This window comes from Peribacillus sp. P4_D6 (genome assembly GCF_056401795.1).
The window spans coordinates 1-22,689 of sequence record NZ_JBFUIQ010000067.1 but is presented as its reverse complement, the minus strand read 5'-3'; the positions used below and the strand labels follow the sequence as shown (position 1 = coordinate 22,689).

General features: G+C 39.6%; 21 protein-coding genes and 1 pseudogene. 21 read left to right on the top strand and 1 reads right to left on the bottom strand.

Annotated features, from left to right (window positions below; all coding sequences use genetic code 11):
* Positions 1 to 313 precede the first annotated feature (313 nt).
* The 21 genes and pseudogenes from AC1DVB_RS17780 to AC1DVB_RS17680 all read left to right on the top strand — a co-directional run bounded on the left by AC1DVB_RS17780 (position 314) and on the right by AC1DVB_RS17680 (position 20,929).
* Positions 314 to 1,501, top strand: a complete 1,188-nt coding sequence (locus AC1DVB_RS17780) for a hypothetical protein (protein ID WP_477590244.1) — start codon at positions 314 to 316, stop codon at positions 1,499 to 1,501.
* 17 nt (positions 1,502 to 1,518) lie between these two features.
* Positions 1,519 to 2,745 carry an allantoate amidohydrolase gene (locus tag AC1DVB_RS17775; RefSeq protein WP_477590242.1) on the top strand — a complete coding sequence of 409 codons (1,227 nt, stop codon included), beginning with the start codon at positions 1,519 to 1,521 and terminating at the stop codon, positions 2,743 to 2,745.
* A gap of 2 nt (positions 2,746 to 2,747) precedes the next feature.
* Entirely contained in the window at positions 2,748 to 3,923 is a 1,176-nt protein-coding gene (locus AC1DVB_RS17770) for a M20 family metallopeptidase (RefSeq protein ID WP_477590240.1), read from the top strand.
* A gap of 291 nt (positions 3,924 to 4,214) precedes the next feature.
* Positions 4,215 to 4,700, top strand: a complete 486-nt coding sequence (locus AC1DVB_RS17765) for a peptidoglycan-binding domain-containing protein (protein WP_057277169.1) — start codon at positions 4,215 to 4,217, stop codon at positions 4,698 to 4,700.
* A 482-nt stretch (positions 4,701 to 5,182) separates the two neighbouring features.
* Complete coding sequence (locus AC1DVB_RS17760; RefSeq protein ID WP_430025661.1) at positions 5,183 to 6,010, top strand: MerR family transcriptional regulator; 828 nt, start codon at positions 5,183 to 5,185, stop codon at positions 6,008 to 6,010.
* 131 nt (positions 6,011 to 6,141) lie between these two features.
* A complete protein-coding gene (locus tag AC1DVB_RS17755; RefSeq protein ID WP_413004128.1) occupies positions 6,142 to 7,629 on the top strand; it encodes a UbiD family decarboxylase domain-containing protein in 1,488 nt (495 codons plus the stop codon).
* Positions 7,630 to 7,665: 36 nt separating this feature from the next.
* Entirely contained in the window at positions 7,666 to 8,241 is a 576-nt protein-coding gene (locus AC1DVB_RS17750) for a non-oxidative hydroxyarylic acid decarboxylases subunit B (protein ID WP_098865453.1), read from the top strand.
* A gap of 34 nt (positions 8,242 to 8,275) precedes the next feature.
* On the top strand, positions 8,276 to 8,737 hold the full coding sequence (locus tag AC1DVB_RS17745) for a pyridoxamine 5'-phosphate oxidase family protein (RefSeq protein ID WP_477590236.1): 462 nt from the start codon (positions 8,276 to 8,278) through the stop codon (positions 8,735 to 8,737).
* 276 nt (positions 8,738 to 9,013) lie between these two features.
* Positions 9,014 to 9,847 carry an alpha/beta fold hydrolase gene (locus tag AC1DVB_RS17740; protein ID WP_477590234.1) on the top strand — a complete coding sequence of 278 codons (834 nt, stop codon included), beginning with the start codon at positions 9,014 to 9,016 and terminating at the stop codon, positions 9,845 to 9,847.
* Between the two features lie 241 nt (positions 9,848 to 10,088).
* The gene (locus AC1DVB_RS17735) at positions 10,089 to 10,775 is read left to right on the top strand and encodes a cyclase family protein (protein WP_477590232.1); all 687 of its coding nucleotides are present in this window, start codon (positions 10,089 to 10,091) and stop codon (positions 10,773 to 10,775) included.
* Between the two features lie 14 nt (positions 10,776 to 10,789).
* Positions 10,790 to 11,509 (top strand): carboxymuconolactone decarboxylase family protein, encoded by a 720-nt coding sequence (locus AC1DVB_RS17730; RefSeq protein WP_477590230.1) that lies wholly within the window; start codon positions 10,790 to 10,792, stop codon positions 11,507 to 11,509.
* 21 nt (positions 11,510 to 11,530) lie between these two features.
* Complete coding sequence (locus AC1DVB_RS17725; protein ID WP_063576613.1) at positions 11,531 to 12,220, top strand: CoA transferase subunit A; 690 nt, start codon at positions 11,531 to 11,533, stop codon at positions 12,218 to 12,220.
* A complete protein-coding gene (locus AC1DVB_RS17720; protein ID WP_477590228.1) occupies positions 12,213 to 12,845 on the top strand; it encodes a 3-oxoacid CoA-transferase subunit B in 633 nt (210 codons plus the stop codon). The genes AC1DVB_RS17725 and AC1DVB_RS17720 overlap by 8 nt, the downstream gene beginning before the upstream one ends.
* 20 nt (positions 12,846 to 12,865) lie before the next feature.
* The gene (locus AC1DVB_RS17715) at positions 12,866 to 13,981 is read left to right on the top strand and encodes a muconate cycloisomerase family protein (protein ID WP_191929894.1); all 1,116 of its coding nucleotides are present in this window, start codon (positions 12,866 to 12,868) and stop codon (positions 13,979 to 13,981) included.
* A 75-nt stretch (positions 13,982 to 14,056) separates the two neighbouring features.
* The gene (locus AC1DVB_RS17710) at positions 14,057 to 14,395 is read left to right on the top strand and encodes a DUF3870 domain-containing protein (RefSeq protein WP_048687694.1); all 339 of its coding nucleotides are present in this window, start codon (positions 14,057 to 14,059) and stop codon (positions 14,393 to 14,395) included.
* Positions 14,396 to 14,399: 4 nt separating this feature from the next.
* The gene (locus tag AC1DVB_RS17705) at positions 14,400 to 15,593 is read left to right on the top strand and encodes a thiolase family protein (protein ID WP_477590226.1); all 1,194 of its coding nucleotides are present in this window, start codon (positions 14,400 to 14,402) and stop codon (positions 15,591 to 15,593) included.
* 28 nt (positions 15,594 to 15,621) lie between these two features.
* Positions 15,622 to 16,434 carry a dioxygenase family protein gene (locus AC1DVB_RS17700; protein WP_477590224.1) on the top strand — a complete coding sequence of 271 codons (813 nt, stop codon included), beginning with the start codon at positions 15,622 to 15,624 and terminating at the stop codon, positions 16,432 to 16,434.
* 231 nt (positions 16,435 to 16,665) lie between these two features.
* The gene (locus AC1DVB_RS17695; RefSeq protein WP_427525244.1) at positions 16,666 to 18,033 is read left to right on the top strand and encodes an MFS transporter; all 1,368 of its coding nucleotides are present in this window, start codon (positions 16,666 to 16,668) and stop codon (positions 18,031 to 18,033) included.
* Between the two features lie 191 nt (positions 18,034 to 18,224).
* Entirely contained in the window at positions 18,225 to 19,571 is a 1,347-nt protein-coding gene (locus AC1DVB_RS17690; RefSeq protein ID WP_200964081.1) for an MFS transporter, read from the top strand.
* A gap of 21 nt (positions 19,572 to 19,592) precedes the next feature.
* On the top strand, positions 19,593 to 20,399 hold the full coding sequence (locus tag AC1DVB_RS17685; protein ID WP_477590222.1) for a sugar phosphate isomerase/epimerase family protein: 807 nt from the start codon (positions 19,593 to 19,595) through the stop codon (positions 20,397 to 20,399).
* A 134-nt stretch (positions 20,400 to 20,533) separates the two neighbouring features.
* Positions 20,534 to 20,929, top strand: a pseudogene (locus tag AC1DVB_RS17680) (YybH family protein).
* A gap of 220 nt (positions 20,930 to 21,149) precedes the next feature.
* Here the strand turns inward: AC1DVB_RS17680 and AC1DVB_RS17675 are convergent.
* Complete coding sequence (locus tag AC1DVB_RS17675; protein WP_477590220.1) at positions 21,150 to 22,583, bottom strand: aldehyde dehydrogenase family protein; 1,434 nt, start codon at positions 22,581 to 22,583, stop codon at positions 21,150 to 21,152.
* Between the last annotated feature and the right edge of the window lie 106 nt (positions 22,584 to 22,689).

The window sequence follows — 22,689 nt, the reverse complement described above, 5'->3', positions numbered from 1 at the left end:
AAAAAAAACTGTAGACAAACACTCGATTTTCATCGAGTTTGTCTACAGTCTGAGCCGTCAATAGACGGCTTATTCTTTTTGATATTTAAAGGAGATAAAGTGTCTATTTTAAGATTAAAATTATTTTGATATATCCAATCCCTTGATTATTTGAGAATGTTTGGTGTGTGAAATTGAAATTAAAACACTTACATTTCCTATTATCTGTGTATAATTACCTGAAAATATGAAATTATCTTTTAATTCAAATAATTCAGTGTTATTATTTTATAAGAATATTCAAACTATTAAATGAGAAGGTGAGGGAACTCATATGTCACAGATGTTGGCTTTGGTTATCGTAATTCTGATTTTATTTGTAGGAGACATAGTGGCAGTTCGAACAAAAGCCTGGGTACCTTCCGTTTTCATTTCGGCGATCCTATTTCTATGTGGTTATTGGACATTCTTCCCGCAAGACATCGTTTCAATAGCAGGTGTTCCACCGGTAGTGGCAACCATGATGATGTACTTATTGATTACGAATATGGGAACATTGCTTTCAATAAGGGAATTGGTGAATCAATGGAAGACGATTGTCATCTCCTTATCTGGTATTCTTGGCATTGTTGCCCTATTATTCGGAATTGGCATCTTTATTTTTGATCTGCAAACTGTCCTTGTAGCGGTTCCGCCATTAGTGGGAGGTATGGTTTCTTCAATAATCATGTCAGAAGGAGCGGCAGATGCAGGACTTACGAGCTTGTCCGTTTTTGCCATTGTTATTTATGTCATGCAAGGCTTCGCCGGATATCCTTTAACGTCAATTGTCTTGAAGAAAGAAGGGAAGAAGCTTTTGGGGCAATATCGCAATGGAAAGTTAACAGTAAAAAAGGATGAAACTTCAGCCGCTGCAGAAGGCATGACGGAACTTAGGCTGTTTAAGAAACTTCCTGAAAAATATAATACGGAGTATTTCAAATTTTTAAGACTTGCAGTTGTTGCTTTACTTGCTTACCTTGTTTCGAGTGGATTAGAGCCGATTATATCTATAAATGCATTTGTTCTTTGCTTACTATTCGGGGTTATCGGAAAAAGTATCGGTTTCTTGGAAAGACAGACACTGCAAAAAGCAAATGGATTTGGATTTGCGATCATGGCCCTTATGCTTTTCGTCTTTGATGGATTGAAAAATGCAACACCAAGTATGATGATGGAGATTCTTTACCCACTTGTTGTTTGCATTATCTTAGCTGTGATAGGTATGTATATATTCTCATTCATAGCAGGGAAATTATTAAAAGTCAGCAAAGAAATGGCCTTTGCTGTATCTTTAACAGCATTATACGGATTTCCAGCTGATTACATTATCACCAATGAAGTCGTCAATTCATTAACAAAAGATGAAAATGAAAAAGAAGCATTGCTAAGCCATATGCTGCCGCCGATGCTTGTTGGCGGATTTATATCGGTAACAATCGTATCGGTTATTTTGGCAGGAATATTCGTACAATTCTTGTAAAATAGGAGGGATTCTAAGTGAGTCTTAGCGAACGTATAGAAAAGCAAATAAATGATTTGAGCGAATTTACATCAACACCCGGAGAAGGGACTACCCGGCTTACGTATAGCAAGGAAGACTTACTTACACGTAATTATATAAAAAATAAAATGATGGAATACGGCCTGACAGTAAAGGAAGATGGATTTGGAAATATTTTTGGAAAGCTTGATGGTACTTTAAAAGATGCACCAAGCGTTCTGTTAGGTTCACATTTTGATTCAGTACCAAATGGCGGTGCGTATGACGGACCAGCCGGTGTAATTGTCGCACTGGAAGTGGCTGACCTATTTGCAGAAAATCAATTAACACCTAAATATCCATTGGAAATCGTTGCCCTGATTGAAGAAGAAGGAGCTCGTTTTGGCGGAGGGCTAATGGGGTCTAGAGGAATAGTGGGAACGCTTAGTGAGGAAAGTTTTAAAAATTTAAAGGATAAAGATGGTATCACCACAATTGAAGCGATGTCAAAAATTGGACTGGATTTCACTCTTCCGAAAAGAAGAAATCCCAATGGCATTAAAGCGTTTCTCGAATTGCATATAGAACAAGGTCCAATCCTTGAAGAGAAGAATATCCCCATTGGTGTTGTAGAAGCTATTGTTGGTTTAACCCAATTTGAAGTAACCATTGAAGGAAAGGCAGGACATGCAGGCACAACCCCAATGGATCGCCGTACGGACGCATTGGTTGCTGCCGCTCAAATTATTTCTCAATTACCGAGCTTTGCAATTGAGGAAGGAGAAGGAACGGTTATAACGACAGGGCGACTAGATGTTTTACCAAATGGAGCAAACGTCATACCGAATAAAGTGGTATTTTCGGTAGATATTCGATCAAGCAAGGAAGAACATATTAACAATGTCATCAGGCGGATGAAAGAATTAATCGAATCCTATCAGGTACAGGGGATCCATACAACGGCGGAACAGCTGTTGTATATGCCGCCAAAGATATTGAGTAATGAGATTAAGGATTTATTAAAAGATAAAAGTTCTGATTTGGAAATTCCATACTGTTCCATTGATAGTGGTGCAGGTCATGATGCGATGGTTTTTTCCGATGTGACTGATGTTGGCATGCTTTTTGTTCCAAGTAAAGCAGGACTAAGTCATTGTCCAGAGGAATGGTCTGATGCACGTCATTTGGCAAATGGAGTGCAAATATTTTACGAAGTGGCTAAATGTTTAACGGAGGCGGAATAAGAATGATTAATCAAACGATAAAAGAAGCGATTCAAAATTATAGTGACGAATTGACAGAAATACGTAGAAAACTTCATAGCGAACCTGAGTTATCATGGGAAGAAGAAAATACAACAGCCTTTGTTTGTGACTACCTTGAAAAATTAGGAATTACTTATCGAAAAGCAGAACCAACAGGTGTCATTGGAGAAATTAAAGGCGGTAAGGCTGGAAAGACCGTCGCATTAAGAGCAGATATGGACGCCCTTTCTGTAGAAGAACTAAATAAAGACTTGCCGTATGCTTCAAAGGAAGAAGGGAAAATGCATGCATGTGGTCATGATGCACACACATCCATGCTATTAATTGCAGCGAAGGCACTAAATGAAATAAAAGAAGAATTACCTGGGAATGTGCGCTTAATATTTCAACCAGCCGAAGAAGTGGCAACAGGTGCAAGGGAAATGGTTAAACAGGGGGCCGTTGAAGGTGTTGATAATGTTTTTGGCATACATATTTGGTCGCAAATGCCAACAAACAAAGTCGCTTGCACTCAAGGACCTTCATTCGCTTCAGCAGATATCTTTACCGTAACCTTTAAAGGAAGAGGGGGACATGGTGCAATGCCGCAGGACTGTATCGATGCAACCATTGTCGCCTCTTCATTCGTCATGAATGTACAGTCCGTCGTATCAAGAACGGTCGACCCCCAAAATCCCGCTGTTTTGACAGTTGGAAAAATGGTCGTTGGCACACGTTTTAATGTCATTGCAGAAAATGCCGTCATTGAAGGGACTGTCCGTTGTTTTGATTCTAAAACACGTGACCATATTGAAAAGCAGCTCCAGATTTATGCTGAAAATGTTGCGAACATTTACGGTGCGACCGCAAAGGTTGATTACTACCGTGGTACGCAAGCTGTCATTAATGATGAATATAGTGCCAAATTAGTGCAAAAGGTGGCCTCACAAGCGTTTGGCGAAGACGCAATATATAATGAAAAGCCAACAATGGGGGGAGAAGACTTTAGCTTCTATTTAGATGAAGTACCCGGAAGCTTCGCTTTAGTGGGATCAGGAAACCCTGAAAAAGATACTGAATGGGCGCATCATCACGGGAAATTCAACATCGACGAGGATGCGCTTGCTACCGGTACAGAACTTTATGCCCAATATGCATGGGCGTATTTGAACGAATAACAGACTGAAAAGAAGAAGGAACTTGGGTAATTACAAAAAGTCTTTCAATGTCAGAAGGCCGCCAATTGGCGGCCTTCTGGCGTAAATGGTTAAACTTCCCCTTATGAATATCAAGGGATATTAGAGGAAAAGATTTAGTCCCAGTTACGAATTTATCCTACTTATTCGATTTTTCTGGGACACTGTTTGTTTAGCAAGGACAAAACAGGACATCGGTCGGAAGGGAAAAATAAAATCTGAAGGGAAATTGTAAGGTAGTTCGGATGTACAAAAAAAGAGGGAGATGGAGCTATGAAGAAATTATTTACTAGTTTGGTAGTATTGGCAATGGCCCTTGGGGTATCTTTTTCCACCGCTTCAGCATCTGCTGGAGGTTTTCACCACCCCGAAAGCTGGGATAAGAATTCCATTTTGCGGAAGGACACTCATGGTGTGGAGGTCAGAAATATGCAGTATATCCTGAATGTCATGGGTTTTTATACAGATTCTGCAGTGGTTGACGTTGATGGTATCTTTGGACCAAAAACCGAAGCGGGAGTAAAGAAATATCAAAAAGAAAACAACTTGAAAGTGGATGGTGTGGTTGGCCCCCGGACGTGGGATAGCTTCTCGCAATATATTAAGAAGAATGGCAATGAAACATATGGAGCAGGCGGATACATGGGACTCAGAATTAAATGGAAGTACGACAATCCTTCCTATACATCGGGCTCTAAAGCCTATATTTATGGTAATGGAGATACATTAAGCGACCAATACCGATTGTATGCAAATTAAGATATAGGAAATTCCTTTCATATGAAAAACGTGTCCACAAATAGGCACGTTTTTTATTTTTTGCTTTCCCAAGTTGAATGTATTTGTAAACTCCTGTTCCTTCTAAATAAATGCTATTCCTACCAAGAATAAGTTTAAGTCCAAAAACATAAAAGCTTGTAAAGAAGTTACTGCTGACCCGATAGTGAAAAAGTCCATAATCCTTTTGATTCATAAAAAATTAATATTATTGAATTTCACTATCTCTCTTAATGCCTACTAATGAAGATGTTGATATGCTCAATTCGATAGAAAGGGCCGTTGGAATTCCATTCATTTTAAATGGAAAAATGGTAAAGTTAGTGGAGGGTCCTCTCCAATCGGCTGTAGCTGCCGAATGGAAGGAGTGAAATCAAAAGATTAATAAATTGAAAAATGGTTGTAGAAGTAAAGGTAAGAATTAGAGGAACTTTATAAAAAGGCTTTGCGGAGGGGGAACCCATATGGGCAATTACTTATCAATCAGTGAAATGGCTACCATTCACAGTATCTCAAGGCAAACACTCATTTATTACGATAAGATCGGTTTATTTAAACCCGTACATATAGATGAACATGGTTATCGATATTATAGTGCCGTTCAAATTCCGTTTCTAAGGGAAATTTGCTTTTTGAAGTCGATTGGCATCAAACTGAATGATATTAAGGACCATATAGGAAATCGCAATTTAACGACTGCCATGTCACTTTTGGAATTTCATCAAGAATTCATTGATAAAGAAATAAAGGCCTTGATGAATACACGTACATTCATTCAACAAAGATTAATGAAATATTCAGAAGCCAAAAATATTAAAAGTGAATTGGATACACCCATTATAGAAGAATTTCCTGAAAGGCATGTCTTATTTATACCATTTGAAAATGAATTGTGCCGAGAAGAATTACATTTAACGCTGATGAAAGCTTGGAATGTATTAAGTAAACATGAGATGCTTCCGTCAGAGGGATTTGGCACAATTATTTTAAGGGATAACCTTGGAACGGATGATGTTTTCGAGGGTGCTGGCATATATACTTCATTACCTTTTCTCGATCCTGATATGGATAATATGATGACGTTGCCTGCTGGGCAATATGCATGTGTGTATAAATATGGAATGCCATATAACATTGAGTTTTTAAATGAATTGGTTCAATGGATCCGTGAGAATCAGTATAGAATTGTAGGGGACGTCGTGGACGCTTGCTTATTGGATACGACCTTTTACGAGAATGATAATAGTGTTGATTTTTGTCAGCTGCAAATCCCTGTGGAGAAAATTACTTGAATTTTCAAATATCCATTGACTGTATAGTAGAAATACACTTTAGAATATCATTTGTAACCGATACCATATTAGGTTATTTGAATTTAAATGATACATAAGATACAGATCATGAAGTGATAGGGGGATTTTTTATGTCTGAAAAAATGAACAAAGTGACAGATTTACGTTCTGCATTGGAACTCCTGAAATCCATTCCAGGACAATTGATTGAAACGGATGAACCAGTCAATCCTCATGCTGAATTATCTGGGGTTTATCGTCATATCGGTGCTGGCGGAACAGTAATGCGTCCAACAAAAATCGGACCTGCAATGGTTTTCAATCATGTATTGGGACATGAAGATTCAAGCGTGGTGATCGGACTTTTAGCTAGCAGGGAAAGAGTCGGCCTCATGCTGGATACAAAACCGGAGCGACTGGGATTCCTTTTAAATGAAGCTGTAAAAAATCCAATTGATCCAATCACCATTTCAAATGATAAAGCGAAAGCTCAAGAAGTGGTTCACTATGCAGAAGATCCGGATTTCGATATCAGAAAATTAATACCTGCGCCTACGAATACAGAGGAAGATGCAGGCCCGTATATCACGATAGGCATGTGCTATGCCTCCGATTCAGAAACGGGTGAATCTGATATTACGATACATCGTTTATGTTTACAAAGTAAAGATGAGATGACCATGTATTTTGTTCCTGGACGTCATTTGGAAGTTTTTCGTGAAAAGGCTGAAAAAGCAGGAAAACCGTTACCCATTTCCATTAGTATCGGTGTTGACCCTGCTATTGAAGTTGCTGCTTGTTTTGAAGCGCCAACGACTCCCCTTGGCTTTAATGAGTTGAGTGTTGCAGGGGCGATCAGGAAAGAAGCGGTAGAATTGGTCCAATGCTTGACGATAGATGAAAAGGCTATCGCGAATGCTGAATATGTAATAGAAGGGGAATTGGTTCCCGGAGTGCGTGTTCGGGAAGATCAAAACACCAATACGGGAAAAGCAATGCCAGAATTCCCTGGTTATACAGGTTCCGCTGTTGCGGAACTGCCTCTAATCAAGGTGAAAGCTGTTACGCATCGTGTCAATCCAATCATGCAAACAGTTATTGGACCAAGTGAAGAACATGTGAATATGGCTGGCATTCCAACTGAAGCAAGCATTCTGCAAATGGTGGAAAAGGCCATGCCAGGAAAATTATTGAACGTTTATGCCCATACTTCAGGGGGAGGTAAATACATGGCTGTTCTTCAATTCAAGAAAAGTCAGCCAAGTGATGAAGGGCGCCAAAGACAAGCTGCACTATTGGCGTTCTCTGCCTTTTCTGAACTGAAGCATGTATTCATAGTGGATGAAGATGTGGATCCCTTCGATAGCAATGATGTTTTATGGGCGTTAAATACTCGTTACCAAGGTGATGTTGATACGGTTTTCATTCCTGGAGTGCGCTGTCACCCGTTAGATCCTTCACAAGATCCCGCATACAGCCCTACCATTCAAGAAAAGGGGATTTCCTGTAAAACCATATTTGACTGCACAGTACCATTTCATTTAAAAGATGAATTCAAAAGGTCTGAATTTAAAGAGGTGGATCCAAGTCGATTTGTTCCTGGATTTTCCAATTCATAAGTTTCGATTCAATGACTAATGTAAGGAGGGGAATTAATGAAAATCATTGTTGGGATAACAGGAGCGACTGGAGCCATTTTTGGAATTAGGATTCTTCAGATGCTTAAAAGCAGTGAAGTGGAGACCCATTTAATCATGTCCCCGTGGGCGCATGCCACCATTCAACATGAAACATCTTATTCTGTTAAAGACGTGGAGGGATTAGCTGATCATTCCTATTCCTACAAAGATCAAGCAGCAAGAATATCAAGTGGATCTTACCGGATTGATGGCATGATCGTAGCACCTTGCAGTATGAAAACGCTAGCTTCCATCCGGATGGGACTAGCGGATAATTTATTAACGCGATCTGCTGACGTCATGTTGAAGGAAAGAAAAAAATTATTACTAATGACTAGAGAAACCCCTCTGAATACGATTCATTTGGAGAATATGACGGCGCTTTCCAAAATGGGGACCATTATATTCCCTCCGATGCCAGCCTTCTATAATCATCCTGAGAATGTTAACGATATTATTGACCACCTTGCTTATAGGGCGTTAGATCAATTTGAAATCGATACTCACGGTGCGAAACGGTGGGACGGAATGAAATATCGCACCAAAATATAATGGATTGCTAGTAAAGTAGGGAAAAAGGTGGAAAATGAATGGTATGGAAATGTCAGTAGAAGTTTTCGACTTGTTAAATGGTAAAAAGCTTGTCGACAAGCAGCATGAAGCCATGATGCTGTTGACGGTAAGTGAAGAAGGATGGCCGCATACTGCAATGATAAGCGTAGGTGAGATCGTAGCGATTAGCAGGAAGGAATTAAGGATTGGCCTATGGCCGGATACTTCGACTACTGCCAATGTCATTCGTATTCATAAAGCTACACTGGTTTTGTTTTGGAAAGGTAAAGCACAATATATCAGACTCTCATTAGAGAGATTAAAAGAGCTGCCAAATGCCCAATACAAAAGAGAAAGATTCCACGCCAAAATAATAGAGGCACGGGAGGATATGGCTAAGTATGCTGAAATAACCTCTGGAATTAAAATCGACTTGAAAAACCCTAAAGAAGTTGTTGAACGTTGGAATGAGACCGTAGAGGACCTCCTTCAATAAAAACCCCAGGCATCGACTTTAAGTTACTGGGAAATCGAAATTATCAAATAATAATTGTAAAAATCCGAACTTCATGTAAAATGGAATCATTACATGTATTTATAACTTGCCTATTCATTAACCATTAAAAAAAGCCCTTTTTAAATGAAAATTAATGAACTGACTGGCTATCTTAATTTCTCGATCAAGTTACCTTGATGGTGAAGTTAAGATAGCTTTTTTTATTAAATATGCTGGCTGGTTTATGTTAATAATCATGAAATGGGGAATGTCACTATGGAAATGTATGTAAAGGAATTGGGGAACAAAAGAATTCAAATTGCAGATTATCCTGGAGAGAAAGGGCCAATCATCGCCATACATGGTTTAACGGGTAATCATAAGCAAATGCATTATTATGCAGAAATGTTAAAGGACGAGTACAGAGTCATCTCGATTGACTTGAGAGGGAGGGGAAATAGTTCGAGGGCAGATGTACAGTCTTCTCTTTTTAAACATGCAGAAGATGTAATTGAGTTAATTCAAGAATTAAAGATTAATAACCCGATCTTGATCGGGTATTCAATGGGAGCCTTCATCTCAAGCGTTGTAGCCAGCAAATTAACCTCGGTAAAGGCCCTGATATTATTGGATGGTGCGGCCAATTGCTCTCAACAACAAAGGGAGATTGTACAACCTTCTTTAGGCCGATTAAATAAAGAATATGACTCTCAAGAAAGCTATATTGCAGAAATTAAGGAAATCTATAGCCGTTTGGGTATCAAATGGACGGATCATCTGCAAAGTGTAGCAGAGTATGAGGTACATGAAGTGGATGGTCATTGGGAGAATAAATCAACAGAAGACAGCGTTCTTAGAGATTTCGATAGTTTTTATTCTTTTGTCCCTAAAGAGGTTTGTCGACTAATTTCCTGTAAAACGTTATTGGTGTATGCCAGTGGGAAAATAGGGGATTTTCCCCCTTTATTTTATGAAGCAGCCTATGCTGATACGAAGAAATATACACCTGATATTGAAACGATCGTTTCAACTTGTAACCACTATACAATGGTGTTTGAAAATAGGGCGGAGATCAACAAAGAGATAAAGTCTTTCTTAAAAAGAATTTGATTTTTTTGAAAATATTTCTTAAAAAAATATTGAAATTAACAGAAAATAGTGTAATATTATGAATATATAATAAACTTAATTATTGCCTATTCATTAGCTATTAAAAAATAACCTTTTTTAATAACAACTAGTGAACAACTGGCTACCTTAAACACCTGCTGTCAATAATTGATAGTAATGTTTAGGGTAGCCATTTTTGTCGTGATAATGTAAACGCTTAATGAATTTGGGGGTTTTACCGTTGAAAATCATTGATTTAACATTGGAACTTTACGATGGTCTAGTTACGGATAAAGATTTACCTGCAATAGGCATTAAAGATGAACCTCTTGAACATGAGGGGAAATCTGATTCACATCCTAAAGGCTGCTGTTCCAAGTTGATTTCTTTTTCTGACCATAGTGGGACACATGTCGATGTGGCTCCACGTTACTCAGAAAACGGGGAGTCGATTGAAAACATCAATCTGAAGAATATGTTTGGGGATGCCCTCATACTGGATGTAAGCTTGTTAAAAGCGACACATGAACCTGTCACGAAAGATTTACTTGAAGAGGCGGAACGCCGGCAGGGAGTATATGTTGAAAAAGACGATATCGTCCTCATCAGGACATGGGGGAAGTCCTGGGGGGAAGAAGGCTTTTTTGAAGCACAGGCATTAGATGATAGTGTGGCCCAATGGTTTATTGAGAAGCAAATACATATTGTCGGGTTGGATTTGCCCAATGCCGATTTGAACCAGGATTCAGAAAGCGGAATTCATCAAAAGTTACTGAAGAATGATATATATATCGTTGAAAATCTAGTGAATCTCGAAAAATTACCCAAGCATTCCCGTTTTCTTTTCTTCGGGATTCCTTTAAAACTAAAAAATTCAACAGCTTCACCTATTAGAGCACTATCGATACTTGACTCTCAATTAATTTAAAGAGGTGCAGACGAATGAGCGAAGGATTATTGTATTTCAAGGAAGTATATGATGTTGTACCAGGCTGGGTACAAAAAATGCACGAATATAGCCCTAATGCACTTGATCACTATACCAACTTGCGCAGTAACATCATGCAAGAGGGAGCCTTGACGAAGAAGGAGAAAGATATATTACTGGTCGGTATGAATGCTGCAAGGTTGTATGAACGGAGTATGGTTTACCATACAAAAGGGGCAATGGATGGTGGAGCAACATTACCGGAACTGGTGGAATACCTAATTGTTTCATACTTATATAACGGAACTAAGGCATTAAAAACTGGGATAAAGTCATTGGAATATGCCCTTGAACTTAAAGGGATTCGATATCCTGAAGGAAGTGGCCATAAAGAAACAACAGAAGAAATCCTGTTGTATATGATTGAGTTATTAGGTGATGAGGAAACGGGATTCGTCTCGAATGTTTTGAAACTGGTTAAATCGGAAGGCCAAAACTCCCTTAAAGATTATATATTAAGTGACTCAGCTGTATCAAAAAGGCTAAAACATATCCTTATGACAGGAATATTCATTACAGAATTAAAAGGGAAACAGGTTGGGGAATGGATGGAGGCGGCAAGGGTAAATGGAGCTTCGGAAGAACAATTAGCGGAAGTTGGCCTCATTTGCTTATTGACTGCTGGAATACCTGCTTGGTTTGAGGCAAGCGATTCATTGATTGAAAATAAGTAACGTGAGATTGGTGGGGAAAACATGACGAAAGTACATCAAGATATAGAAGCAGCTTTATCTTGTGTGAAGAATGGTCATACATTAATGGTAGGTGGATTTGGCTTGATCGGGGCCCCTCTTACGTTAATAGATGGATTGGCCAAAAAGGATGTAGCAGGCTTGACCGTAATCAGCAACAATTTAGGCGAGAAAGGGAAAGGTCTGGGAGCTCTCCTAAGCCAGAAGAAAATAAAAAAAGCGATCGGTTCTTATTTTACAAGCAATCGTGAAATTGGGGAGTTTTACCAACGTGGCGAAATAGAGTTAGAACTATTACCACAGGGAACATTAGCTGAATCCATTCGTGCTGGCGGTGCAGGCATAGGCGGTTACTATACGAAAACGGGTGTAGGGACCGATTTAGCTAAAGGAAAAGAAGAAAGGGAAATAAATGGGGCTACATATATTTTTGAACCTGCCATTAGAGCAAATGTAGCTTTAATCAGGGCGTGGAAGGCAGATACACTTGGTAATCTTGTTTATTATAAAACGGCTCGAAACTTTAATCCGGCTATGGCAACGGCCGCAGATGTCGTAATTGCAGAAGTGGATGAGATAGTTGAACCTGGAGAACTTTCGCCAGAGGAGATTGTAACACCGCATCTATTCGTCGATGGAATCATTAAGGCAAAGAAAATCCTGACGAAGGAAGGTGTGAAAGATTATGGCTGATAAAGAATTCATGCAAAATATGATAGCAAGACGCGCGGCAAAAGAATTGACGGGTCCTTGTATAGTGAACCTTGGAATCGGGATTCCGACCTTGGTTGCAAAGTACATTGATGATGAAAATGTTTTTTTCCATACGGAAAATGGATTGTTGGGAGTTGCTGATGTAGAGGAAGATGAAATCGATCCMAATTTAGTCAATGCAGGCAAGTTACCAGTAGCGCAATCAATTGGGGCATCTTTCTTTAATAGTGCAGAATCGTTTGCAATGATCCGTGGAGGTCACATTGATGTTGCCATCTTAGGTGTTTTGCAGGTAGGTCAATCCGGTGAAATTGCAAATTGGGCGGTACCAGGCAAGAATATCATGGGTGTTGGAGGAGCGATGGACCTGTTGGTTGGCGCCAAAAAAGTGATCGTGACCATGACACATACAAGTAAGGAAGGTAAAAGTAAAGTTTTAAAGAAATGCACCTACCCGATTACTTCCACTAGAAGCGTTGACATGATCATCACCGAGTTGGCTGTCTTTGAAGTTATTGACAAACAGTTGAAATTGATTGAATTGATGCCCGGTGTAACGATCGAAGAAGTAAGAGCAAAAACAGAAGCGGATTTTATCTATTAAATGTTAAAAAGGTGGATTAAATGAAAATACGTTCAGTAGAAGTATACATTATTGATTTACCCACAATTCGTCCTCATCAGCTTGCCATGCATACGATCGTGGAACAAACGATCATTCTTGCCCGTGTCATGGATGAAGAAGGCGCGGAAGGTTGGGCAGAGGTGGCGACAATAGGCGGGGCTTCATATGGTGAGGGGACGCCAGAGGCGATAAAAGTGAATATTGATACATATATCGCCCCGCTTATCATTGGTAAAGACCCCGTCCATTATGACAAAATCATGCATGAAGTTTCACTCAATGTTAGAGGAAATAATTTTGCGAAGGCTGTCGTTGAATCAGCCATGGTGGATTTGGTAGCCAGAAGAAGAAACATCCCTGCTTATGAATTATTCGGTGGACAAATTCATAAATCATTGCCGGTGGCATGGACTTTGGCAAGTGGGGATACAAATAAAGATATCGAAGAAGCGAAAGAATCCTTACACAAAAAACGTCATAATATCTTTAAATTGAAAATTGGCAAAGGGAATCCATATAAGAATGTGGAGCATGTATTGAAAATTATTGAAGCCGTGGGTGATCAAGCACGCATTACGGTTGATGTTAATCAGGCATGGGATGAAACAACGGCTACGTATTGCATTGAAGCCTTACAGGAAGGCGGGGTTTCCATGGTCGAACAGCCGCTGCCAGCTTGGGATAATGAAGGGATGTCAAGATTGACCGATCGTTTTAAGGTCCCGATCATGGCCGATGAGTCATTGAATTCTTTACAAGATTCATTTCAAATAGCTAAACATAGAGCAGGTAATTCATTCGCCTTGAAAATATGTAAACATGGCGGGATGACCCAGACGAAAAAGGTGGCTGCAATTGCTGAAGGTGTAGGTTTTGGTTTGTATGGGGGAACGATGATTGAATCATCATTAGGCACGGCCATTTGTGCCCAACTTTATTCAACCATTCCCAAATTTGAATTCGGTACTGAATTATTTGGTCCGTTACTTTTTAAAGAAAATATTACGCTAAACGAAATAAAATATGAGAATTATGAAATAATCATCCCGGATGGTCCAGGATTTGGCATGGAGATAGATATGGAAAAAGTAAAACATTTTTCAAGAGGTCTTTAATTAATATAAACTGGAAAGGGGATTATGGAAAACCCACTAGTTTATGCAAGTAATCTTGAGAGGATGTAGTTTTATATGGGACAGCCAACATTATTAATCACCGCCTATGCGAAGGCGCCGCAAAATACGAGCATGTATGAAAATTATAAATACGCTGGGATGGTATTGGAAATTCACAAGGAAAGTCACATCATCATTAATGCAGAATTTACGTTTTTAACAACATTGGCCCAGGATTTTTTTAAGCGAATGATAGTTGGTTTTGATTTTAGTAAAGATATTGATTCTTTAATAGAGAATATTAAAACGGACTTTTTAGCTCCATCGCAGCAGTCGGTGATTGTTGCCCTGAAAATAGCTCACCAGAGATATAAGGATAGTTTAGAAGAAAGAAATAAAAATAGCAGGAGGTAGAAAATTGAGCAATGTAGTTATTATAGACTCGGTTCGCACCGCTATAGGGAAATTAGGGGGAGCATTGGAAAATGTTCCTGCCGATTTCCTGGCAGCTGCTGTCCTTGATGAAGTGATCAAGAGAGCGGATATTCCTAAAGAGAGTATTGATGAAGTGATCATGGGACAAGCCAAACAAAGTTCAGACGCGTCGAATTTGGCAAGAGTTGCATCACTCCGGGCAGGATTTCCTGTGGAAGTACCAGGTTATACCGTACACAGACAATGCGGATCCGGCATCCAGGCAATCAATTCTGCCAGTCAACAAATACAAAGCGGATTAGGAGATGTAATCATTGCAGGCGGAGCGGAATCAATGAGCACGGCCCCATACTATATGAGAAATATCCGTTTTGGATTGAAATCAGGGAATGGACAGTTATTGGACCCGAATACGGAAAGCCAGCCAGGATCACAGCCCATTGAAGATTACGGAATGTTAACGATGGGAATGACAGCAGAAAATCTCGCTGAAAAATATTCCATTTCAAGGACTGAACAAGATGAATTTGCTTTAAGGAGCCAAGAAAATGCAAGACGGGCAATTTCTACTGAAATATTTTCGAAAGAGATCGTTCCCTATCAAATCAAAACGAAAAAAGGGGTAATGGAATTTAATGCGGATGAGCACCCAAGAGAAACCAGTCTGGAAAAGTTGGCTTATTTAAAACCGGTTTTCAAGAAAAATGGAACGGTGACCGCTGGAAATAGCAGTGGAAGAAATGATGGTGCATCCGCTCTGATACTAATGTCGGAAGAAGCAGCAAAAAGGCATGGTAAAAAGCCGAAGGCAAGAGTGATCGCTCAAGCGGCAGCAGGCGTATCTCCGAACTTCATGGGGATGGGGCCTGTCAACTCTACCTTGAAAGCGCTTCAAATGTCTGGGCTGAAACTGGATGATATTGATTTAATAGAACTGAACGAGGCCTTTTCTGCACAAGCTTTGGCAGTTATCAAAGAATTGAAGCTTGATATGAATAAGGTGAATCCTAACGGCGGTGCCATTGCCATGGGACATCCAATTGGTGCCACTGGTGCAATTTTAGCAACCAAATTGATACATGAGTTAGAAAGAACCGGAAAAAGATATGGGCTAGTCACACTATGTATAGCAGGTGGATTAGGAATCAGTACCATCATTGAAAATCAACAAATATAAAAACTTTTAAAAAATTGGAGGAAGTATTATGAAGAATCAAAAAGTAATCGACGTTTATAATGGATTGGTAGTTAAATTCAAGGAATTAGTTAGTGAATATGAAATAGATCATAATGACTATCAAGCTCTTGTTGATTGGATGGATCAATTAGGCAGGGCAGGGGAAATTCCGTTATTTATGGATGTTTTCTTTGAAACGCATGCACTTCAGGAAATGTATAAAAGCGTAAAAGGAACGGAACCTACTATTCTAGGACCATATTACATTGAAAATACGCCAGTCGTTCAAAATCCCGGAATGCTGCCACAACGAGAAAATGAACCAGGTGACGCCCTTTACTTTTCAGGATCTGTTAAAGATGTTAATGGAAATCCGTTGGCAAATACCAAAATCGATATGTGGCAGGCTGATGCAAATGGTGAATACTCCTATTTCGCTGAAGGTATTCCAAATGATAATTTACGTGGTGTTTTTTATACGGATGCGAATGGTAATTTTGAAATAAAAACAGTTGTACCGGGTAATTATTCAATTCCAACAGATGGACCTTCCGGACAATTCTTAAAGTGGATCGATCATCATGCATTTCGTCCAGCACATTTACACCTCCTGTTCCAACCGGAAAATGGCGATAGATTAGTAACGCAAATATATTTCGAGGGCGATGAATATTTAGAAAATGATGTTGCACAAGGTGTTCGCGGAAGCTTAATTACGAAGTTAGAAAAACATTCAGGTGCAGAAAAAGGATTGAAAAATGATTATTATACGGCTCATTTAGATTTTGAACTTAGATTACAAGATAAACCTGTTTTCAATCAAGCTGTTGTAAAAAACTAATCTTCGCTAAGAAGTATGAAAGCAAAGAATCTAGAAAAAAAGGGTAGTTTCCTTAGTAAATATATCTTTTAAACGAAAGTGTCTAAGTGGATAATAAAAATAAAAAAGATGGTTTGTTGAACAATTCCAATCTTCATTATCTGATTTTTTGAAAACTTTCCGAGTTCCTATTTTGGAACTCGGAAAAATAAATTCGTAACGGATATTATTTAAAATGATGGGAGGCGGAAAATGCGTAGTGTAATTGCTTCGGATATCATTGCTGTCAGTAAATTTAACCGCTTTCATTTACTTGTTTTTCTTTGGTGTTTTTATGCCATAGCTTTCGACGGGTATGATATTGCGATGTATGGTGTGGGTTTGCCTTGGATGATGGAAGAGTGGGATCTAACTTCCATTCAGGCAGGGGCAGTCGGCAGTTATTCCTTATTCGGCATGATGATGGGGGCCCTGATTTTAGCACCGATCGCAGATAAATTTGGCCGGAAGAATGTTCTCGTCATTTGCATGATTTTGTTCAGCGTATTTACCTTGGGGGCAGGGATTGCACCCAACCTCACATGGTTTACCGTCATGCGTTTCATTGCGGCAATAGGCATGGGAGCTTTGATGCCGAATGTTATATCGCTAATGACTGAATATTCCCCAAAACAAAATAGGGCCATCATTGTAGCTGCGATGTATTGTGGCTATTCAATCGGTGGAATCATGGCATCGTTAGTGGGAATGTATATCATTCCTTTTACGGATTGGCGTGTATTATACTTTATAGGAATTCTGCCATTACTTACACTTCCTATATTCATGAAGCAGTTTCCTGAATCCCTTTCCTACTATTTAGCAAAGAAGGAAATTGGTAAGGTTGTCGAAATCCTCAATAAAATCAAACCAGAAGGGGATTTTAAACAAACAGATGATTTCAGGCTTAATGAAGCTGTACAGAGAGGGAAAGGATCTCCAGTAAAAAAACTATTCACGAATAAACGGGCATTCAGCACGATTTCCATATGGATGGCTGTGTTCTGTACATTGATGATGGCTTACGGATTAAATACATGGCTTCCAAAAATGATGCAAGATTCCGGATTCAGTATCACCTCAAGCCTATCATTTAACCTGGTTTTATGCCTTGGTCAAATAGGAGGCTCATTAATCGGCGGTTATTATGCGGGGAAAATTGGGCATCGTAAAATTCTTGTTACACTATTCTTTTTAGGGGCCGTTACCTTTGTCGCATTGAGCGCTACGACTAATACCATCGGAGTATATTTACTTATTTTTATGGGGGGTGCATGTACTGTTGGTGCCATGAACTTAGCCAATCCGTATATCACAGAATATTACCCCCGTGAAATCCGTACGACGGGAATGGGCTATTCGCAAGCTATAGGCAGGATTGGCTCCATTCTCGCTCCTACTTTAATTGCCTTTCTTCTATCAACAGGCATGGATCCGAAGGTGGCTTTTGCTACATTTGCCCTGCCAAGTATCATCGCAGCGGTCGGTTATATTCTGGTCCAAGAAAAACATGGATCTTTTGACAGGGTAGTCAAGGAGGACACTGAAGAGGTAGAATCAGAGAAGACTGTAACTATATAAAGAAATGATTCACAATTCGGAATACAATCCCCTTAGTTGTTTACATTGCAGCAAGGGGATCTGCAATTCAATGTTTCTAGGGAAACTCAGATTGATAAGTGATAGCAGGAAACATATAAGCATTTATGAAGTTTCAATAGAATTAGTAGAACGATGTACTAATATTGGGCATTAGGTTAGGGGGAAAAATATTGAGCTCAGAATTAAAGGCAATAATAGACGATCGCACATCGGAACTGGTAACGGATAGATCAAAAAAAGGAAAACCGAGAACTGTTCGATGGTTCATCTTATCTCTCATTGCTTTAGTCACTTGTATTAATTACATTGACCGTGCCATCATTTCGCTTGCAGCTCCGAATATTCAATCCGATTTACATATTGATCCGGCTTTGATGGGAATCATATTTTCCGTATTTGGCTGGAGCTATACCTTTTCGATGCTATTCAGCGGCTATTTTCTTGATAGATTCGGTCCTAGGAAGGTATACACGGTTTCCCTCGTTTTATGGTCTGTATTTACATTCATGGTAGGAACCGCGAAAAATATATCGTCACTTATTACATATCGCATAGGGCTTGGTGCCTTTGAATCTCCCTCCATACCTACTAATGCCTGGTGTGTATCCGAGTGGTTTCCTAAAAAAGAACGTGCCACTGCTGTAGGGATTTATACGGGTACCCAATATATTGGGCTAGCCTTCCTGACTCCAGTTTTTACTTGGATCATCATAACCTTTGGCTGGAATTACCTGTTTTATATCGCCGGAATTATTGGGATTCTTATTGGATTTGTTTGGTATGGATTCTATCGGAACCCTAGGGAACATAAGCGGATTTCTCAGGAAGAGCTAAATTATATCAAAGAAGGCGGAGGAATGATCGGAACTGAAGAGAAGCATCCTTTCTCCTGGAAACGAATAGGCCAACTGCTTAAACACCGTCAAATTTGGGGAATGTTCATCGGGCAATTTTCCATTCAAACCACTTTGTTTTTCTTTATGACTTGGTTTCCATCCTATTTGATTGATGAAAAGGGAATGACGATGTTAAAAACTGGAATTTATGCGAGTATCCCATACATTGTTGCCATATTAGGAACTCTGATTGGCGGCCGATGTTCCGATTGGATGCTGACTCGCGGTATATCAACAGGATTGGCACGTAAACTTCCCATTATAGTCGGATTGTTATTGTCTTGTTTGATTCTTGGGGGAAATTATACGGATTCACCAAACATAGTCATCACCTTTATGGCGATAGCATTCTTTGGACAGGGGATGGCATCAACAGTTACCGGTGCCCTTTTAGCTGATATTGCGCCGAAAGGAATGGTGGGCCTAACGGGCTCCTCACTATATTTCGTAGCTAACATTGGCGGGGCTTTATCGCCGTTAATCGTCGGTTTAATCATTAGTGCGACACATTCTTATGCAGCAGCGCTAACTTTCATATCCGTAGTGGCCCTAATTGGCGCTTTTGCTTATATTTTTCTTATTGGAAAAGTCCAGCGTATAGAAATCACAATGAAAAACTAAATGGAGAAGGGCGGAATTACATTGAAACTGAGTTTATGCACGACAGGATTTAAAGAATGGGACATAGAGGAAATAATARATTGGCTGCTTCCTTTGCAAGCGGATGTTAAAGGACTTGAATTATGGAATAAGCATATAGAGCGATTTCAGGAGAAGCACGGACCACTGGACAAATTAGCCAAATTACTTGAAACCAATGATCTACAAATACCTTCCATAAGTGGATATACGACTTTTTCGAAACTATGGAACCAAAAAGAACATCAAAACGAAATCAATCAAGCAAGAAAATTGTTAGATATGGCTCATCAATTAAACTGCCCATTAATACGGACATTCGCAGGCCATATTGCATCAAGGAATGCCTCACCAGAGCAATGGTCGGAAACGGCTACCGAATTAAATAAATTAGGGCAAATGGCTGATCTATATGGAGTGGATGTAGCAATAGAAATTCACTATGACTCTTTTGCCGATAACCTCGAAGCCATTCATAAACTTTTAGAAGATATCAACCATCCACGGATAAAACTGATTTTCGATGGTGCTAACTTATACGTTGATCAATTGAATCCGAAGGAGGTATTGGAATCCATCTTCCCCCATGTCAGCCATGTACATTTAAAAAATTATCACTACAATCATAAAGAGCGTTATAAAAACAAACCAGCACCCATTTTTAGTGGGGACGTTGACAATCTTCGTTTACTTGAAGAATTGAGAAAGCGAAATTATACAGGCTTTGTTTCTCTGGAATATTTCGGCCAGGAAGGAATGCCAAACTTGCTTGCCTCAATAGAACAATGGAAACAACAACTGACATATTGATTACTTCTCGTATTTTACATGAAGATTATTAGGGCATTTCAATTTTTTATTTAAATGATTCTATTCTCTTATCCCACGAACATCAAATAGTTAAAGAGAGGACTGATAGAGAGAATTTAAATAGGAGGGTGAATATGCAGAATCATGAGCTGGAACAAGTCATAAAAAATGCGGACAGGGCAATAAATAAGGAGGATTTCGATCATTTAATGAAGTTCTATTCAGAGGATGCGACTTTAGTTGTCAAACCTGGAACAGTCGCAAAAGGGAAAGAGGAAATTCGCCGGGCATTCATTGCTATCGCTGAATACTTTAATCATCGTTTAATCGTCAATCAAGAAAAGATGGCAATAATCGAAACAGGTGATACGGCATTGGATGTGGCATAAGCCAAGCTAAGTGCCAATCAAAAGGACGATTCCGAATTCTCGATGGAAAGAACAGCGACATATGTTTTTAAAAAGGACTCCACGGGTACATGGCGCTGTATAATCGACAACTCTTATGGTGCTGAAATAATTAAGAATTGAAGTAATTAGCTGCCGTAAATGGTGGCTTTTTATTTTTTACAGCTAGATTATATCTGTATGTAAAAAATTGCCTATGTATAGAAGTGATGATGAAATGAAGAAATGATTGTACCCAATAATAATAACAAAAACTACATTAAAAACATTAATGTACGACAAAACAAGAAGACGATATCCTTAAGATATCGCCCTCTCATCATTTACCACGGGTTAATATTCCTCAATGGTCGCTTATTTTAAAGCTGATAAACTTCTGCTCCATCATTTCCTGCATCGCATATTTGACGCCTTCCCGGCCAACACCGCTGTCCTTCCAGCCGCCATAAGGCATATTATCAATTCGGTAAGTTGGGATATCATTGATTACGACTCCACCTGTTTCCAAGCGTTCCGCCGCATAAAAAGCTCGTTCTATACTCGGAGTCATCACTCCTGAGTTCAATCCGTAACGCGAATCATTTGCATCATTGATGGCATCATCCAGCGTATCGAAAGGGAAAATGCAGACAATCGGACCAAATACTTCGAAACGAAATACCTTTGAGTCACGATTTACATTGGTTAAAACGGTAGGCAATAGTACATTGCCTTCCACTGTACCGCCGCACTCAATTTTTGCTCCTTCCTTTACTGCCTCATCAATCCAACTTTGTAACCGCTCCAATGATTTTTTTGAAATCACCGCTGTAATATTTGTATTTTCCTCGAGAGGTGAACCGATGACAAGCTGTTTTGTGGCACTGACGAAACGTTCTAAAAATTGTTGGTATAGTGATTTGTGGACATAAATCCGTTGAATCGAGATGCACACCTGCCCATTATTCGTAAATGACCCCATTACACTTCTTTGAATAATTTGATCGATGTCGACTCCTTCATCAATGATGAAAGGGGAATTGGACCCGAGTTCAAGTGTAAGCTTACGGAAGCCTGCCTGCTGCTGGATAAGGTGTCCGACCTCAACACTGCCTGTGAACGTCACTTTTTTTACATGTGGATGGGTCGTCAAGGCTTCACTTAAAACATCGCCTTTGCCAGGTATGATGTTCAATACTCCATCTGGCAACCCGGCTTCTTTAAAAATATCGGCAAGAACCAGTGCACTCAATGGGGTTTGTTCGGCAGGTTTTAACACAATCGAATTTCCAGCGGCAATAGCTGGACCCACTTTATGGGCAACCAGATTAAAGGGAAAATTAAATGGGGTAATCGCGGTGACGACGCCAATCGGGGTGCGAACCGTGAATCCAAAACGGTTTACCCCACCAACTGCCGCATCCATCGGGATTTGTTCTCCATAATTGTTCTTGGACGCTTCTGCAGCGAAACGATAGGTCTGAACCGTACGATTCATTTCTTCACGAGCATTTCGAATCGTTTTCGCCGCCTCCAGAGAAATGATTCTTGCAAGTTCTTCACTGCGTTCTTCCATGATTGCTGCAGCTTTAAATAAAATTTCTGCTCGTGCATGAGCCGGGTAGGATCGGTATTTCTGAAAAGCAGCATTTGCCTCAACAATCGCTTCAATGGCATCCGCTGGTTCAGCCTGTCCGATTTGTGCAATTTCTTCGTTTGAATGGGGATTATATAATGGCTCATATGATTTAGCCTCCCGCCATTTACCACCGATCCACAATTGCCACTTTTTCTTCATCTGAAATCCCTCCAATAATATCTGCCTTTATAATTTACAAATATAATCACCTAGTGTTTTCGAGAGCTTTACATTTTCCGAATAATCGACATCCACATCAATCAAG